Origin of the sequence: Ferrimonas lipolytica, assembly GCF_012295575.1 — a bacterium.
Taxonomy (GTDB): domain Bacteria; phylum Pseudomonadota; class Gammaproteobacteria; order Enterobacterales; family Shewanellaceae; genus Ferrimonas; species Ferrimonas lipolytica.
On sequence record NZ_CP051180.1, the window covers coordinates 1,308,652 to 1,324,709 of the forward strand.

13 protein-coding genes and 1 riboswitch are annotated in these 16,058 nt (G+C 48.8%); of the genes, 8 read left to right on the plus strand and 5 right to left on the minus strand.

What is annotated here, in order from left to right:
- The first annotated feature begins 7 nt into the window (after positions 1-7).
- A complete protein-coding gene (pstB, locus tag HER31_RS06190) occupies positions 8-850 on the plus strand; it encodes a phosphate ABC transporter ATP-binding protein PstB (protein WP_238786927.1) in 843 nt (280 codons plus the stop codon).
- Between the two features lie 453 nt (positions 851-1,303).
- Positions 1,304-2,668: an ammonia-forming cytochrome c nitrite reductase subunit c552 gene (locus HER31_RS06195; RefSeq protein WP_202983612.1), complete on the plus strand. Its 1,365-nt coding sequence runs from the start codon at positions 1,304-1,306 to the stop codon at positions 2,666-2,668.
- A 426-nt stretch (positions 2,669-3,094) separates the two neighbouring features.
- Here the strand turns inward: HER31_RS06195 and HER31_RS06200 are convergent, their stop codons facing one another.
- The 3 genes from HER31_RS06200 to HER31_RS06210 form a co-directional block, all read right to left on the minus strand.
- Positions 3,095-4,291: a DEAD/DEAH box helicase gene (locus HER31_RS06200; protein WP_168659751.1), complete on the minus strand. Its 1,197-nt coding sequence runs from the start codon at positions 4,289-4,291 to the stop codon at positions 3,095-3,097.
- A 357-nt stretch (positions 4,292-4,648) separates the two neighbouring features.
- Positions 4,649-5,722, minus strand: coding sequence for a GGDEF domain-containing protein (locus tag HER31_RS06205; protein WP_168659752.1), 1,074 nt, complete (start codon positions 5,720-5,722; stop codon positions 4,649-4,651).
- A gap of 271 nt (positions 5,723-5,993) precedes the next feature.
- Positions 5,994-6,293 carry a hypothetical protein gene (locus HER31_RS06210; RefSeq protein ID WP_168659753.1) on the minus strand — a complete coding sequence of 100 codons (300 nt, stop codon included), beginning with the start codon at positions 6,291-6,293 and terminating at the stop codon, positions 5,994-5,996.
- A 245-nt stretch (positions 6,294-6,538) separates the two neighbouring features.
- Positions 6,539-6,710, plus strand: a riboswitch (cobalamin riboswitch).
- A 153-nt stretch (positions 6,711-6,863) separates the two neighbouring features.
- On the opposite strand from HER31_RS06210, the gene HER31_RS06215 reads away from it, so the two are divergent.
- The 5 genes from HER31_RS06215 to HER31_RS06235 all read left to right on the plus strand — a co-directional run bounded on the left by HER31_RS06215 (position 6,864) and on the right by HER31_RS06235 (position 13,231).
- Positions 6,864-8,693, plus strand: coding sequence for a TonB-dependent receptor domain-containing protein (locus HER31_RS06215; protein ID WP_168659754.1), 1,830 nt, complete (start codon positions 6,864-6,866; stop codon positions 8,691-8,693).
- Positions 8,694-8,703: 10 nt separating this feature from the next.
- Entirely contained in the window at positions 8,704-9,537 is an 834-nt protein-coding gene (locus tag HER31_RS06220; protein ID WP_168659755.1) for an ABC transporter ATP-binding protein, read from the plus strand.
- Positions 9,449-10,516: a FecCD family ABC transporter permease gene (locus tag HER31_RS06225; protein ID WP_168663192.1), complete on the plus strand. Its 1,068-nt coding sequence runs from the start codon at positions 9,449-9,451 to the stop codon at positions 10,514-10,516. The genes HER31_RS06220 and HER31_RS06225 overlap by 89 nt, the downstream gene beginning before the upstream one ends.
- Positions 10,516-11,358, plus strand: a complete 843-nt coding sequence (locus HER31_RS06230; RefSeq protein WP_168659756.1) for a cobalamin-binding protein — start codon at positions 10,516-10,518, stop codon at positions 11,356-11,358. Before HER31_RS06225 ends, HER31_RS06230 begins: the two co-directional genes overlap by 1 nt.
- Positions 11,359-11,440: 82 nt before the next feature.
- Positions 11,441-13,231, plus strand: a complete 1,791-nt coding sequence (locus tag HER31_RS06235; RefSeq protein ID WP_168659757.1) for an ABCB family ABC transporter ATP-binding protein/permease — start codon at positions 11,441-11,443, stop codon at positions 13,229-13,231.
- Here HER31_RS06235 and HER31_RS06240 read toward each other — a convergent pair.
- Positions 13,214-14,128, minus strand: coding sequence for a DNA replication terminus site-binding protein (locus HER31_RS06240; protein WP_168659758.1), 915 nt, complete (start codon positions 14,126-14,128; stop codon positions 13,214-13,216). The genes HER31_RS06235 and HER31_RS06240 overlap by 18 nt on opposite strands.
- A gap of 222 nt (positions 14,129-14,350) precedes the next feature.
- The gene (locus HER31_RS06245) at positions 14,351-15,253 is read right to left on the minus strand and encodes a manganese-dependent inorganic pyrophosphatase (protein ID WP_168659759.1); all 903 of its coding nucleotides are present in this window, start codon (positions 15,251-15,253) and stop codon (positions 14,351-14,353) included.
- A gap of 244 nt (positions 15,254-15,497) precedes the next feature.
- On the opposite strand from HER31_RS06245, the gene HER31_RS06250 reads away from it, so the two are divergent.
- A complete protein-coding gene (locus HER31_RS06250) occupies positions 15,498-16,052 on the plus strand; it encodes an ECF-type sigma factor (protein WP_168659760.1) in 555 nt (184 codons plus the stop codon).
- Positions 16,053-16,058: the final 6 nt, after the last annotated feature.

Genomic DNA, 16,058 nt, shown 5'->3' on the forward strand with positions numbered 1-16,058 from the left:
CCCAATAATGGCTAAGGTAAAGCCTAAGTCGTCAGTACACCATCGCACCGATGAGTCACGGTTGACCGTTGGTGTGCCGTTTATTGAAAACCCGCGAATGGCGGTGCGAGACGTCAATGTGTTTTACGACAATGGAGTAAAACAGGCGATCAATCACGTCAGTCTGGATATCGGTGAGCGTGAAGTATTGGCAATGATTGGTCCGTCAGGCTGTGGTAAGTCAACCCTGTTGCGCTGTTTGAACCGGATGAATGACACCGTTGACGGCTGTCGGGTCACAGGGTCAATTACTCTTGATGGCAAAGATATCTATAGCAAAGAGCAGGAGATTGTCGAGCTGCGCTCGCAAGTCGGCATGGTGTTCCAGCGCCCCAACCCATTTCCGAAGTCTATCCGCGACAACATCACCTACGGGCCTAAGCTGCACGGATTGGTGGAGGCGAGGGCAGATCTTGATCTACTGGTGGAGCAGTCATTAACCAAAGCGGGATTGTGGAACGAGGTAAAAGATAGGTTAGATACACCGGCCACCGGCCTTTCAGGTGGTCAGCAGCAGCGTTTGTGTATCGCCCGTACCATCGCGATTAGCCCCGAGGTTATTCTTATGGATGAGCCCTGCTCGGCGTTGGATCCCATTGCAACTGAGGTTATTGAAGAGTTGATTTACGACTTGAAACAGCAGTTCAGTATAGTGATGGTTACCCATTCGATGCAGCAAGCGCTGCGGGTGTCGGATCGAACCGCGTATTTCCATTTGGGTGATTTGATCGAGGTGAACTCAACCCAAGAGGTGTTCCACAACCCTAAACATCGTTTGACAACCGATTACATCAGCGGTCGTTTTGGCTAGCGTTTATCTGCAACAAGGTGTTGATATTGATATCCAAGCCAATTGCAATGCAATTGGCTTTTTGATCGCTATCATTGCCAACATTGCTGCACCAAACCGATGGGGCTAACTCTGGTTACGGCTCATTACTGTGGGCAGTGCAGCTACTTGGTGCCTCTTGGGTGAAACGGTTTACTCAATCATTGCTGTAACTCTGAACTTGGCTGGGAAACACCATGAAATAGCGCCATCAGAACTGGTAATAAATAAGTTGTTGGTGATTTAATTTATATTAATCAGTGTCTTGAGTTTTTTGTTTAAAATTTAACTCTATTTAAGAAAAGCAAAAAGCTTCGTTGTGGTAGAGCAAATATTGGAGCTACAGTTAAGTTTTGCTCACCTACTCCTTTGGGGGTATATGGTGCTAAAGTCAGCCCGCTTAGTATGCCTCACATACTAACAACGGAGATGATCATGAAGCGCCTTAACAAGCTTGCTTTATCATTAGCCATCGCAGCCATTTGTGGTAGCGCGATAGCCAAAAATAGTCCTGCTGATTACAGCAACCCAACCTGGAAAGATAAATACCCAGAGCAGTACGCGTCGTGGGCGAGCACAGAAGAATCGACCGATAAGGGCGATATTCTGGCTGATAACCCGAATGCGGTAATTCTGTTTGGCGGCTATGGCTTCGCAAAAGACTACAACAAGCCTCGCGGTCACCAATACGCTGTTACCGATCTAACCCGCAGTTTGCGTACTGGTGGGCCAATGGATAGCAGCGAAGGACCGATGGCTGCAAGCTGCTGGGGTTGTAAAACACCAGACATGATCCGTATGTATGACCAAGTGGGCGAAGCTGACTTCTCCGATAAAAAGTGGGGCGCTTGGGGCCACGAAATGAGCAACAGCATCGGTTGTGCCGATTGTCACGATGCTGAAACGGGCAAGCCAACACCGGCTCGTCCATTTGCGATGCGCGGTTTTGAAGCTGCGGGCGAAAAGTTTGAAGACCAAGAAGACAACATTAAAGCGGCAATGACCTGTGCCCAATGTCACGTCGAATATCACTTTGATGGCGCCGACCACAAGAAAGTGAAGTTCCCTTGGGATGGCGGTCAAAACCCTGATGCGATGTTGGCTTATTACGACGCCAAGAACTTTAAAGATTGGACCCACAAGATCTCTAAAGCTCCAATGCTGAAAGCCCAGCACCCAGAATGGGAAACTTGGAAGGTTTCAGTACACGCCGAAATGGACGTTACCTGTATCGATTGTCATATGCCGAAACAGGAAAACGCAAAGGGTGTTGAGTTCAGCAACCACAACGTTGGTAATGCCATTGGTAACTTTGAAGCGGTTTGTGCCGATTGTCATGATACCAAGGCTGACATGGTTGAGCTGCTACGTGCTAACAAAGCTGAAGTTCACTCTGCTCAAGCTGCGGCTGAAGTGGTAATTACTAAGGCTCACTTCGATGCAGCTGCCGCTTGGGAAGCTGGTGCTGATGAAGCAGAGATGAAGGCATCGTTGATGGATATTCGTCATGCTCAGTGGCGTTGGGATTACGCTATTGCTTCGCATGGCATCCACGCTCACAACCCAAGCTTAGCGCTGGAGCAGTTGGCTCAAGCGAAAGCGATTGGCGAGCAAGCCCGCGCTAAACTGAAGGCTATCTTGGCTAAGCACGGCGTTAATGAAGTGACCTACCCGGATTACTCCACTAAAGCCAAAGCGCAGGTATTGGTTGGTTTGGATAAAGCCAAATTAGACGCGCAAAAGAAGAAGTTCTTAGAAGAGCGTGTGCAGAAAGAGTGGCCAGTTAAGGTTCAGTACTGATACCGACTAGCAACCTAAGGCGTATGGCTCGACTCTCATCATCCTCAGGCCGTTTGTCTTAGCGATAAGTCAGTTAATGCCACCGCAGTAATGCGGTGGCATTTTTTTAGGCTGTGTAGCAACTAAGTGTTGTTCTTTCCTATGCTGTTAAGCACCGGCTAGGTGAGTGTTGATACAAGGGCAAAGCACGACCGTCGCCGATCTTTTGCCGCATTGGAGCAGTTCAGCGAAGCGTTCTGGACGGCGATTTAAGGCAAGGGAGATTCCAAAGGGGGCGAAGCTCCCCCCTAATGCATACAAGCATGTGCCGTCGCCACTGCGACATAACCCCTTAAGAGTACTGCAGCCGGCAGAGCCGAAGGCTTAAGATAAACTTCAACAGCTAACTACGACGCATTCTTTTTTATTGTGAATAAAAAGCTTTGTTTACTCGGCGGTGGGCTTACGTTTAGCCTTCGGGACGAAGTTAAGTACCGAAACTGGCACCACTTTGCGTGGTGCAAAACCTTCTATTTGGCGTCGTTCAATCAAATGATCCAGACGACTTTCGATCATGCACAGGTTCTTGAAGTCATCTTTAGACACTAACGATACCGCCTCACCTTGGGCACCGGCACGGCCAGTTCGTCCTATACGGTGGACGTATTCATCGGCAGGAAAAGGCAGATCGTAGTTGACCACTCGCTCTAGGTTATCAATGTCGATACCGCGCGCAGCAACCCCAGTAGCCACTAAATAGTTTATCTTGCCAGCTTTAAAGTCCGCCAAGATCTGCTCACGGATCTCTTGGGTGCGGCCACTGTGGATACAGTCGGCAACAATCCCGCGTTTCTCTAACTGGCTTACTAATTTGGCGGCGCCGTGTTTGGTTTCGATAAAGATCAGTGCCTGTTGCCAAGGCGTTGTTTGGATTAGGTGACTCAGTAGGGCAGATTTTTTGTCTTTATCAACGGTAGTAAGCCATTGTTCGATATTTGGCTTACTGGCCTGCGCCGCGGCGATGCTGATCTCTACCGGGTGATCAACCGCATTCTTCGCCAATGCGCGGACTTTTTTGGATAATGTTGCGCTAAACAGCAATGACTGACGTTCGCTTGGCAGCTTGGCAACAATATCGTCAATGTCGTCGATAAAGCCCATATCGAGCATCTTGTCGGCTTCGTCGAGTACCAATACTTCCACTTCGTCGAAATGAACCGCGCGGCGGGTGTACATATCCAGTAGCCGACCAGGTGTGGCCACTAGGATATCAACACCGTCGACCAATGCCTGCCGTTGTTGTTTGGCATCAACGCCACCATACATTGCTAAAGCGGTTAGGTTGAGGTGCTTAGCGTAGGTGTTTACGCTGGCCGCAACTTGAACCACTAGCTCGCGGGTTGGGGCGATGATCAACGCTCTAATGCGTTTCTTTCGCTTGGTTTCAGCGCTTGATAGTTGCTGCAAGATTGGCAATACAAAGCTGGCTGTTTTACCGGTACCGGTTTGTGCGGCAGCGATAAGGTTGTCACCCCGTAAAACGACTGGGATGGCTTTCTCTTGAATCGAAGTAGGTTTGTTATAGCCGGCATCGGTAACTGATTGCACGAGCGGTTCGATAAGTCCAAGGCGGGAGAATGGCATAAGGGTCTCAGCTAGCTAGGGGAGTACGATCCATAGGATCAGCGTTATGCACGGATTATATCAGAGCACGTCCTGAATACATGTGGGTTAAATGGCCTAGTCGAGTGGTAACCAAGTAAAACCAACAGAGGCAACAATAGTACGACTTTTATATCAAACCACGTAAATGGCGCAACGCTGGCTGGCTGGTTGGCTAGTTGAATAATGGTAAGGGGGATTCCAAAGGGGGCGGAGCTCCCCCCTAATGCATACAAGAATGTGCCGTCGCCACTGCGACATCCTCGCCTAAAGCACCGTAATCGGTGAAGCCGAAGGCTTGAGATAAACTTCAATACTTAACTGTGACACAGCCAATAATTAGGCATTTTCAAAGTTATATTTGCTGGTGTTCTTGCCCATCGCCTTGGCTTTATATAGGTGCAGATCCGCTTGTTTAATGCTCTCAGTAATGCTGGCATCGGCTTCCTCTACCAGTTGTACGCCTACACTTACCGTGACCGCCAGTTGCTGTTCATTGATAAAGTTATGGCTGTTAACTGCATGGTGCAACCGTTCGGTGAGTTGCACCGCACTGTATTTACTGGCATCGGTTAGTACTATCAGAAACTCTTCGCCCCCCCAGCGGCACACGATGTCACTTTTTCGAACGGCTTTTTGAAAGATGCTACTTAATTGTATAAGGACCTGATCACCGACGTCATGGCCAAAGCGGTCATTAATTGACTTGAAATTATCAACATCAATCAACAGCAATGCGAACGAAGCCGTGGAGTCTTTCTCTTGTTGAAATAGCTCTTCGAGCCGTTTTAGGGTGAAACGCCTATTACTTAGGTTAGTTAATGGGTCAAGATTAGCGAGCGCTTCATTATACTTAACCAGCTGTGATAAGCGTGAACTGTATTTGTGCTTGAAATACTCATAGGTAGCGCTGAGTAGCGTAACAAGAATGAAACATAGCAATACTCGTAACGCTAGTTCCGGCGAGAGTATTTGGTTGGCTTGGCCAACATAACCGAAGAAGTAGGCAACGATAGCGCCAACTAGGAATAAGCTGATGTTAACTACGCCAAGGGTTAAGCCAGAGAGGAAAAAGGTGACCGGTGGCGCGATCAGCATCCAGATAGGGCCAGTACCGCCAAAACCGCCGGAGTATATTAACGTAATTAATAACCCATAAAGGTTAAATAGTAGTATCGTTGAGGCGAGACGATAGTTCGAACGAAATTTCAATACCAGCAGAAAAATGGTTCCGGCAATTAAATCAAAGAACACTAATTGATAGTTGCCTAAATAAGCACATAGCGTTCCCATTAATGCCACCGCCACGATGCCAATAACTGCGAATGTGACAATTATCTGTTCAATTTCATGTTCGACAAAGTCGGCGCCTTGAGTATTATCGCTCTGGCTATAGTTGAGTAGAGGATTCATTCCATTCCAAACGTTTATCTGATGGTTCTAAGGTAGCTTGCTACCTTGTGTTATTGGCGATCCGTGCCAATAGTCATCCTAAATTATATTAGAAAACGGCCGTGACTGCAGTAATAGTGACTGGTTTGGAAGATACTTCACTTACAGTTGTAGTCGACTTCATCTTTTCCTGAGGAACAAACGAAATTTTGTCGTAGAAGTTTGCTTCGGCGTTGGCATTCAGCCACTAAAAAGCCCGCGATAGCGGGCTTATTGAGCAGCCTTATGAGGCTTAACTACAAACTGCCCAGAGCTGCAAAATTGTGCCAATGGCTACGAAGGTGATGTCACCGAGTTCGGCGCGCTGTTCGCTATTGAGGTTGTCGTTAAGCCAAGCTTCCAACTGTTCTGCTTTGACGATTTCGTCACTAATCGGGCAGGTAACCGTATCACCTTCAGGCTGGAAGATTTGTTCAAATTGCTCCGACACATCTTGACGATAGAGTGTTTGAGCGTTGATCAGGTGCTGCGCGTGCAGGATCAGGCAGATAAGTTCATCTTTAGCTTTCGGGGTAAAAGTTTGCTCAATCATCGTTTTCGTTCATTGGGTAAAGTAGCTTAATGCTAGCAATAGACTGCGCCAATTACTGTTATTAGTTAGTAATTTCGTGAGCGACTGCTGAGTTATTGGCCGTTAGTACTGCAGCACTAATGTCATGCCATTAGCGGAGCTGGCTGCGCCGATGCGAATTAACCGGTTTGCAGAACCCTGCTGAAATCCTATGAGTTTCTGCTTGAGTTGATGGCCAACTCTGTCACACTTAGCACTAAGTGTTAACAAACGCTTCGAATTTTGGTGCCCAATGGGACTAATAGGGAACGCGGTTAAATTCCGCGGCTGTACTCGCAACTGTGATCAGAGCGGGGTGTCGTTACCACTGGCTTACGCTGGGAAGGGGCGCCCCTAGACGCTGAAAGCCAGGATACCTGCCTAAATTTGCCGATTTGACTCAAGCGGGTTACTTGAGCAGGTGGTTGAATTTTGCTGTACGCACTGTTGTGCTTAAACAATAAAGACGACGCTATTCTGTTGCTGTCACCATGATGTGATTGCTACCTCAAACCATTTCCCGCGCTTTTAACTCAATTAATAGGGAACATCATGAGTTTAAAAACGCGCTTTGCAGCTGTTGCTATTACCACAGCTGCCTCATCTGCGGCGTTCGCTGCTGATATAGAAACCATTACTGTGACAGGCTCTCGTTTCGACACTGCCGCTGAGTATCAGCTGGCGGTGGTAAATACGGTCGAACGAGCTGAAATCGAAATTCTGCAGCCCAAATCAGTGGTGGATCTACTTGAACGTTTACCGGGTTTAAGTGTTACTCGAAGTGGCGGCAGTGCACAAACCGCTTCGGTGAGTGTTCGTGGTGCCAATTCTGATCATGTGTTAGTGCTAATTGATGGCATTCGAGTGAGTTCCGCCACATTAGGCAGCACCGATTTCTCAGCGGTATCACCGGAACAGATTGAGCGGATTGAGGTGGTTAAAGGCCCACGGGCATCAGTGTGGGGCAGTGATGCCATCGGTGGTGTGATTCAGATTTTCACTCGACAGCTGCAAAGTGGTCAGTACTTTACTGCCGCTGAACTTGGCAGTGACAATTATGGCCGTTTGGCTGCTGGTGCAGGGGTTAGCCATGGTGAAGGGCAAACTAGCGTGACTGTTGCCGCTGAAGCAAGTGATGGTTTTGATGTGTATCGGGATACCGATGAAGCAGATGATGATGGTTACGATCGGATTACTGTTGGTTTGAACGGTGAACAGCCATTAAATCAAAGCTGGAGCATAGCGTGGCAGGGCCAATACAATAGTGGCAACAGCGAATACGACGACATATTTGCTGCGACGGGTCCAGACCAATCGGATTTTGATAACTTCTTTTGGAATATAGCCAGTCGCTATCAGCGACAGCAGTTTGAATCACAATTTAGCGTGGGTCAGTCCCGTGATCGGAATGACCAGTTTCGAGATGGCGTCGCCGCTAAATCGCGTTTTCAAACCGATCGTGACCAACTCAATTTTACCAACCAATATCATTTTAACGACACTGTTACGGCGATAGGCGGAGTTGACTATAACAATGAGTCGGTCAATGGTGATTATGCCACTAGCGACCGTGATCTTATTGGTGTGTATGGGTTGGCGCGTGCTCGCTTTGGTGGATGGTTACTGGAAGCGGCAGTCCGCTTTGATGACGTCGAAGATGTTGATAGCGAAACTTCATACAATCTAAGTAGTGCCTATCACCTCAGCTCTCATTGGCGGATCAGTGCCAGTTACGGCACCGGCTTTAAGGCGCCGACCTTCAATGACCTATTCTGGCCTGAGCTTGGCAATCCGGATCTGTTGTCGGAAACCTCGAAAAATACCGAAATTACCCTTAATTACAGTCGAATCGGCGCTAGCGCGTACCTGAGCGTGTTCAAAAACGAGATTGAAAATCTTATTGATTGGGCTGGTAGCGGTGAGTTTGATCAGTTTGGTTGGGAGATCTACCGGCCGAGTAATGTTGCTGATGCGCAAATGCGTGGGGTTGAGTTTGGCAGCCAATTTCAGTTTTGGGGTTTAACTCATGAGTTGGCATACACCTACTTAGACACTGAGGATAAATCGTCTGGAGAGCAATTGGTTAGCCGCTCTGAGCATGAAGCTGATTACGCCGTTTCGTATCAATGGCAGCAACTCGATGGGCGTCTTGATTACCATTATCAAGGCAAGCGTTTTGCTGGTGACAGTAACTATGATGGCAGCGGTGACTTCTTATCAGCGTACCACAAAGTGGATCTAAGCTTTGGCTACCAACTAACAGACGAACTGATCGTTCGTGCCAAACTCAACAATGTATTTGATCAAGAGACAACCAGCGTCGAGGGCTACCATGCCCCCGGGCGAGAATGGTATCTCAGTCTTAGCTATTACGTAATGTAACGGTAAGCTTATGCTGCACGCGGTAAGAACCGAATCGACTCAAGATCTACCAGTTATCGAGGTTGAGCAACTAAGCTGGGCTTGTCCGCAAAAGTTGGTGCTGGCGGATGTGAGCTTCAGTGTGCAAGCTGGCCAATTTGTGGGCTTACTTGGTCCTAATGGTGCCGGCAAATCCACGTTGTTACGCTGCCTTTACCGGTACCTCCAGCCAACCACCGGGGGGATACGGCTCAATGGTCAGCCGTTGTCGCAGCTATCGCAGCAACAATTGGCACAGCGGGTTGCGGTGGTGACTCAACATACACCGTTGGGGTTTTCGATGTCGGTGCGCCAATTTATGGCGACCGGATTGCTGGCCCAACAGCGTTTTTGGCACCGTCGTAATGAACGGGCGGAACGAATTCAGATTGATGCCACTCTTGTTCGTGTGGGCTTATTAGAGTTGGCGGAGCAGAGATATGAACACCTCTCTGGCGGCGAACAGCAACGATTACTTATCGCTCGGGCATTGCTGCAGCGACCGCAGATCCTGATCCTCGATGAACCAACTAATCACCTTGATGTTTACTATCAGATCGAGATCTTGCAGTTAGTTCGCTCATTAGGGATCACCGTGATCGCTTCGATTCATGATCTAAATCTTGCGGCGGGCTATTGTGATCGACTGCTGTTGCTGCAACAGGGGAGGTTGGTTGCTAAAGGTACACCGCAGCAAGTGTTGACCAGCGATAACCTGCAACGGATCTATCATGTTGATGCCATTGTCGATCAGCACCCTACTCAAAGGTATCAACGAGTTACTTTTCAATACCACCCTAAGCCAAATCGTGACGCCAATGGTTAATCCTCGTTGGCTATTACTGTTGTTACTTACTGCCCTAGTCGTATCTCCGTTGGTGGCAATATCGATTGGCAGTGCTGAACTAACATTGACTCAGGTGGCAATGGCGCTCTGGCGTGGCTTGAGCGATCCTGCCGCTATGGCTATTTCAGATAGAATTGTCATTGAGTTGCGGTTACCACGGGTGTTGCTCGCGCTCATCTGTGGTGCCGGTTTAGCGTTGTCAGGTTCGGTGCTACAAAGTGTCACTCGCAACCCGTTGGCGGACCCTTATTTGTTTGGTATCTCTGCTGGAGCCTCATTGGGGGCTGTTGTCGCCATCAGTTTTGGTTTTGCCGGCTTTAGTTTGCCATTGTGTGCTTTTCTCGGTTCACTGGTAGCGGTTGCAGTGGTGATGGTGATGGCTCGTGATGGCGAAATCGAAGGGTTAATCCTAGCCGGTGTAGCGATCTCATTCTTGCTCTCTTCGTTAGCCAGTTTAGTGCTCTATTTTGGTGACAGCCAAGCAACCCAAGCGGTTCTATTTTGGAGCCTTGGTAGCTTTGCCCGAGCCAGTTGGGAGATTCTTCCGTACCCATTTATTGCGGTGGCCGTAGCGTTAGCGCTGGTGTCGATGTTTCAACGTCACTTGCTCGCTTTACTGGCCGGTGATGAAAGCGCCCATACCCAAGGGGTTGCGGTGGTACCACTGCGGCTCGGGATGTTGTTGATTACGGCGTTAGTTACCGCATCACTTGTTGCGTACTGCGGTGGCATCGGCTTTGTTGGTTTAATGGTGCCCCATATTGTCCGCATGCTTATTGGTGGTGCCAGTCGTGTATCTCTGCTAGTGACCGCGTTGTTCGGAGCGGTGATGATGGTTTGGGTAGATCTGTTGGCACGGCAACTGTTACCGGCGCAGGAGTTACCCGTTGGTGTGGTTACCGCGATTATGGGCAGCCTGTTTTTTATTGTGTTGCTGGCTAAACGACGAAGGCCCTAATGAGACGAGCTAATTTTGTATTCATTGTCGTGATGCTGTTAAGCCAATCGGTACTGGCGGCGCCGATTAAGATTGCGGCGTTGACGCCAAGTTCGGTTGAGTTGCTGTTTGCTGTTGGCGCTGGTGACAACATCATTGCTACCGTCGAGTACGCCGATTACCCCGAACAAGCACAGCAGATCGAACGCGTTGGCAGTTATGATCATTTTAATATGGAGCGGTTACTGTTATTGCAGCCTGATGCAGTGGTAGTTGCGTTTGCTGACACCAATCAACAGTTGTTGGGGCAGTTACAAATGCTGCGGGTTCCTATTATTGATTCGAGCGTAACCGAGTTAAACCAGTTACCGCAGCGCTTAGTTGAGTTGGCTCAGCTTACGGACATGCCACAACATGGTGAGCAACTGGCACAGCAATTTAAGCGAAGATTGCAACATATCACCGAAAAATATCAGCATAAGCCATCAGTGTCGGTGTTTTATCAGGTATGGCCAGAGCCACTGACAACGGTATCCTCTGGTTGGATCGATAATATGATCAATCGATGTGGTGGCCGTAATGTCTTTGCTCAAAGCATTGCCGATTATCCCCAGGTCAGTTTAGAGCAGGTGATAGTGCGATCGCCGCAACTGATTTTACTGCCGGTAGCAGCGAGCCAGTATCGAAGTGAGGTTGATCTATGGAGTGATTGGCCGGAACTGCCTGCAGTAAAGAATGAGATGATGATTGAGATCAATGCCGATTGGGTACATCGCAGCGGGCCACGTTCTCTCGATGGGCTAGAACAGATCTGTGTTGCTGTCGATCATGCCCGCTCAGTTGCCAAAAACGAGTCTCCTTGACCGCTTATGTTGCATGGCGCCGATGCGGGCGCCACGGTTGGTGTGATAACGTGGTGCTATAAGCAGTAGAAAGGGATTTACCATGCGCGGAAGCGGTACTTATGTTCACTATTCTGAGGTGAACTGGCGCACATTGGGCAGTTTGTTGCCTTATTTGATGGAGTTTCGTGGCCGAGTGCTGTTGGCGCTGTTATGTCTGGTAGCAGCTAAGGTCGCCAGTGTGGGCTTACCGTTTATCCTCAAAGAGGTTATCGACAACCTTGATGGCCAGCGCACATTGGAAGTGGTGGCGATGCCACTGGCACTGTTAGTGGCATACGGCGTAGTTCGCTTTGCTAATGTCCTTTTTGGTGAATTGCGCGACACGCTGTTTGGTCGGGTAACTGAACGAGCCATGCGCCGAGTCGGCCTCAAGGTCTTTAGTCATCTTCATAACCTTGATCTTGCCTTTCACCTTAATCGACAAACCGGTGGTTTATCTCGAGAGATCGAACGCGGGGTTAATGGCATCAGCTTCTTGATGCGATTTATGGTGTTCAACATCGGCCCAACGTTACTAGAGGTTGGCTTAGTTATAGGCTTGCTGTGGAAGAACTATCAAGGCGGCTATGCCTTAATCGTTTTTATCGCGGTGGTGCTTTATATCAGTTTCTCAGTAGTGGCGACTGAATGGCGTACCAGTTTTGTGCGGCAGATGAATGCAGCAGAGTCCGCATCCAGTACCCGGGCCATCGATAGTTTGATTAACTTCGAAACGGTAAAGTATTTTGCAAATGAGCAAAATGAAGCCGACGCCTATGACGAGGGTCTAGCTAAGTGGGAACAAGCGCGTCGTAAAAACCGCCTCAGTTTGTTTGCGCTTAATGGCGGCCAATCACTGATCATCGCTATTGCCATGACCAGCGCCATGGTGCTGGCAGCTAGTGATGTCCTTAATGGGGCGATGACCCTTGGTGATTTTGCGCTGATTAACGCCTTTATGATGCAAGTGTTTATGCCGTTAGGCTTCTTAGGGTTTGTGTACCGTGAGATGAAAGGCAGCATGGCCAATATTGAAAAGATGTTTGGTTTACTTGCGGTTGCTCCTACGGTGCAAGATAAACCCAAGGCTAGCCAGCTTAACGCTCATGATGGTAGCGTCACTTTCAACAATGTCTCTTTTCGTTACCAAGCCCAACGGCCAATCCTTACTGGGTTGAGTTTTACCGCTAAACCGATGCAAAAGGTTGCCCTAGTCGGTGCCAGTGGCGCCGGTAAGTCAACCATATCGAAATTGCTACTGCGCTTTTACGATGTGGATAGTGGCAGTGTTGAGATTGATGGCCAAGATATCCGCGATGTTAGTCAGTATTCGTTACGCAAGGCGATCGGTGTGGTGCCACAAGATACGGTGCTATTTAATAACACGATTCTTGAAAACGTTCGCTACGGTCGCCTCGATGCAACTGACGCAGAGGTAATGGCGGCGCTTAAAATTGCCCATCTTGAGGAGTTTGTTAAAACCTTACCGGATGGTTTAGCAACCAAGGTTGGCGAACGGGGCTTGAAGCTTTCCGGTGGTGAGAAGCAGCGTGTTGCTATTGCCCGCGCTGTATTGAAACGCCCCAAGATCATGGTATTTGATGAAGCAACCTCGTCACTTGACAGTCGTTCCGAGCAAAGCATTCTTGCGGCGCTGGCGGATGTATCGCAACGGCAAACTACCCTAGTGATAGCGCACCGATTATCAACCATTGTTGATGCGGATCAGATCTTAGTGATTGGTGAGGGCCAGATAATAGAGCAGGGCGATCATCACAGCCTGCTTGAACGCGATGGGGCGTACACTAAGTTATGGCGGTTTCAACAAAACCACTCAGTTGATCCGATATAAATGTAGCCGTGGAATAAGCAGTTCGCCTTTAGCAGGTGGGTAGTCGCTTTGCTGCCAATCCGGTAACGGCACAACCTCGATCGGTTCTGCTTGTTCAATAAGCAGCGGCAGATTGGCAGGGGTTTGGGTTCGCCCCCCTTGGCTAAACTGGATAAACGCGGTTGGTCGCAGTCCACCTTCTCTGTCGATTCGAAGTTCAACGTTCGCGGGCAACGAATCTACAGCACGATACTCCTGCTCAATGTTTTGCCGCCAGGCCGGCATATCGGCGATAACTTTGCCTGGACTGCTAAGGCTGTTGTGCAGTCGGGTAAGGATTTCATGCTTACTGGTTTTGGCGACAATTCGCTTTGCGACCCAACCAAACCTTACTCGTTTGATCCCTTGGCCGATCATCATTGGACTACGGTAGTAGTGCATGGTGATTAGGTTTGGGGCGATATCGTGAAGAATTTCGAAACGCAGATCCTGCTTGTTTGGTGCCGCAGCGGTAATGCGGTGTAGCGAGGCTTTAAAGGTATCAATGCTTTGATCTAGTTGCTGACAAAGCTCAGCTAGCTTGCTGTTTGGGGATGGGTTAAAACGAATTAATCCGGGGTAACGTCTTACACGTTGACTTTGCACATCATCGCCGTTGCGATACAGATCCTTAATGGCATCGGTGATAAGCCCGTGAGCAGAGCTGTTGTTTATTGCAGCGACGTTGATCTGTTCAAACCGATGCAGTGGTTGCGTTTGCAAACTGCCAGGGAGTTTACACAACAGTTGCTGCAATGGCGCTCGTTGGGCCAATGTCTCGACCAGTCGCTGTCGCAGTTGTTGGCTGGCAGCAAACTTATCATGCAATTGCTGCGAGTCGATGGCAGTGAGTATGGGGGAGTTGATTGTCGTTATCATTAATATTACTTCAAGCAGCAGATTAGAGTGACGTAGATGCCTACATACTTAGATTTAGTTTAGCATCGAATTGGGCTGTAACCAGGTGGAATTCGGTATTGAATGGCTAATACGGCCGCCAAGATCAAAAAACGCACAAACCATAACGGAGTGTGCGTTGTTATTACTGTGACTCATTAACGGTTGCTAGCTGCTGGGCTAACTAAGAATCAAAGTGAGTGGTTAGCCAGTAAATACGCCGTTTAGCCACGGTAACATCTGTTTTTTACGGCTCAGGCAGTTGTCAAAGGTCAACTCTGGGTTCGCATCGATTAGCATCTGCGCTGCTGGGCCGGCAACTAGTAGGCGCGTTTGCTCGCTACGGATATTTGTCAGCATCAGTACTGCAACGTCTTTGCCGTTAGCAGCGACACGCTGTTCCAGTGCCGCTTGCAGATCTGCTTCCATCGCCGCAGTTTGTGCGAAATCAGCCAGTTCTAATTGACCAACGGTCAATGTTTTACCACCAAACTCAAAACTCTTAACGTCTTTATCGAGTAACTCGTTGGCGTTCATGCCGTTTAGATCAGTTTTGGCAACCAACAGATCAGCAGTGAACTGCTCAACGTCAACTTGTGCGATTGGCGCGATCAGGTCAACTAACTCAACGTCACGAGCGGTGGTGGTAGGCGACTTCAAACCAACGGTGTCGGATAGCAATGCCGCAAGCATCAACACTGCCAACGGTTGAGTTAGCTGTGCGCCGTGGATCTGGTACAACTCGTGCAGTACAGAAGCGGTAGAGCCAAGTGGCATCATCCATGCTTCCAATGGGCCATGGCTTTGCAGCGTACCCATGCGGTGGTGATCGACCAGACCAACGATATGCGCCTGGGGCAAATCGCTAGGGCCCTGTTCCTGTTCACAGAAATCGACCAAGTATACCTTTTCACCGGCCAATGGTTTATCAAGAACCGGCGGCAGTTCTAGGCCAGCAGCTTCGAAGATAAATTGGGTCTCACGGCTCGCTTCGCCTGGACGAAACGCGGTTGCGTCCATACCGCGGTGGTTTAACCAATGTGCGGCGATTACTGCGCTGCAAATACTGTCGCTGTCTGGGCTTAAGTGGCCGAATACGTGGATCATGGGAGCTACCTCTGTGTCGAACCGTTCTCTGCGAAGAACTGCGTTCCGAATAATAGATTAACCGGCGAAATGTAATGGCCTTCAAACGTGATGTCCATCACCTTAATGGCATATTGCAGCAGAGATCGCACATTATAAATCCGCTTGGGCAACCTATGACCAGTTAAATCCACTTAAAAATAGTACTTTACATTACCGATAATGTTGCCAAGATGTTAACTTAATCAAGTGACAAGGAATGTTCATGATTAACTTATCATCAGTGGAAGACTCCCAACTCGGTCTAGCGTCGCAAACAACTAACGGCGACGATGGTCAACAAATGGCTGTATTGCTGTACCAGCAACTGCGGCTGCGAGCGCGTTCAGTTAAAAGTCGGCTGCCACAATGTGCCACACTCGATTCGCGGGCGCTCATTCATGAGGCGTACGCTAAGTTTGCGGTCAATGGTCGCCGTTATAACGATGAAAACCACTTTCTTGCGGTCGCCAGCACGGCGATGAGACATGTACTTATTGATTACCTTCGTCAAAAACAAGCGAGTAAACGTGATAGTGAAGGGGTCGATCTCAGCCAGTTCATTGGCGAGAGCCAATTAGATCAAATTGCTGAAATCGACGATGCCCTTAAACGTTTTGAACACCATTACAAGCGTGAGCACGATGTTGCGGTTTACCGTATCTTCGGTGGATTGACCGTGGCTGAGGTTGCTAATGTTGTAGGGGTATCAATCGCAACGGTAAAACGCGATTGGGCGTTTGCGCAAAGTTGGCTTTATAAGAATATCACTCGCTGTTGAAGCCCA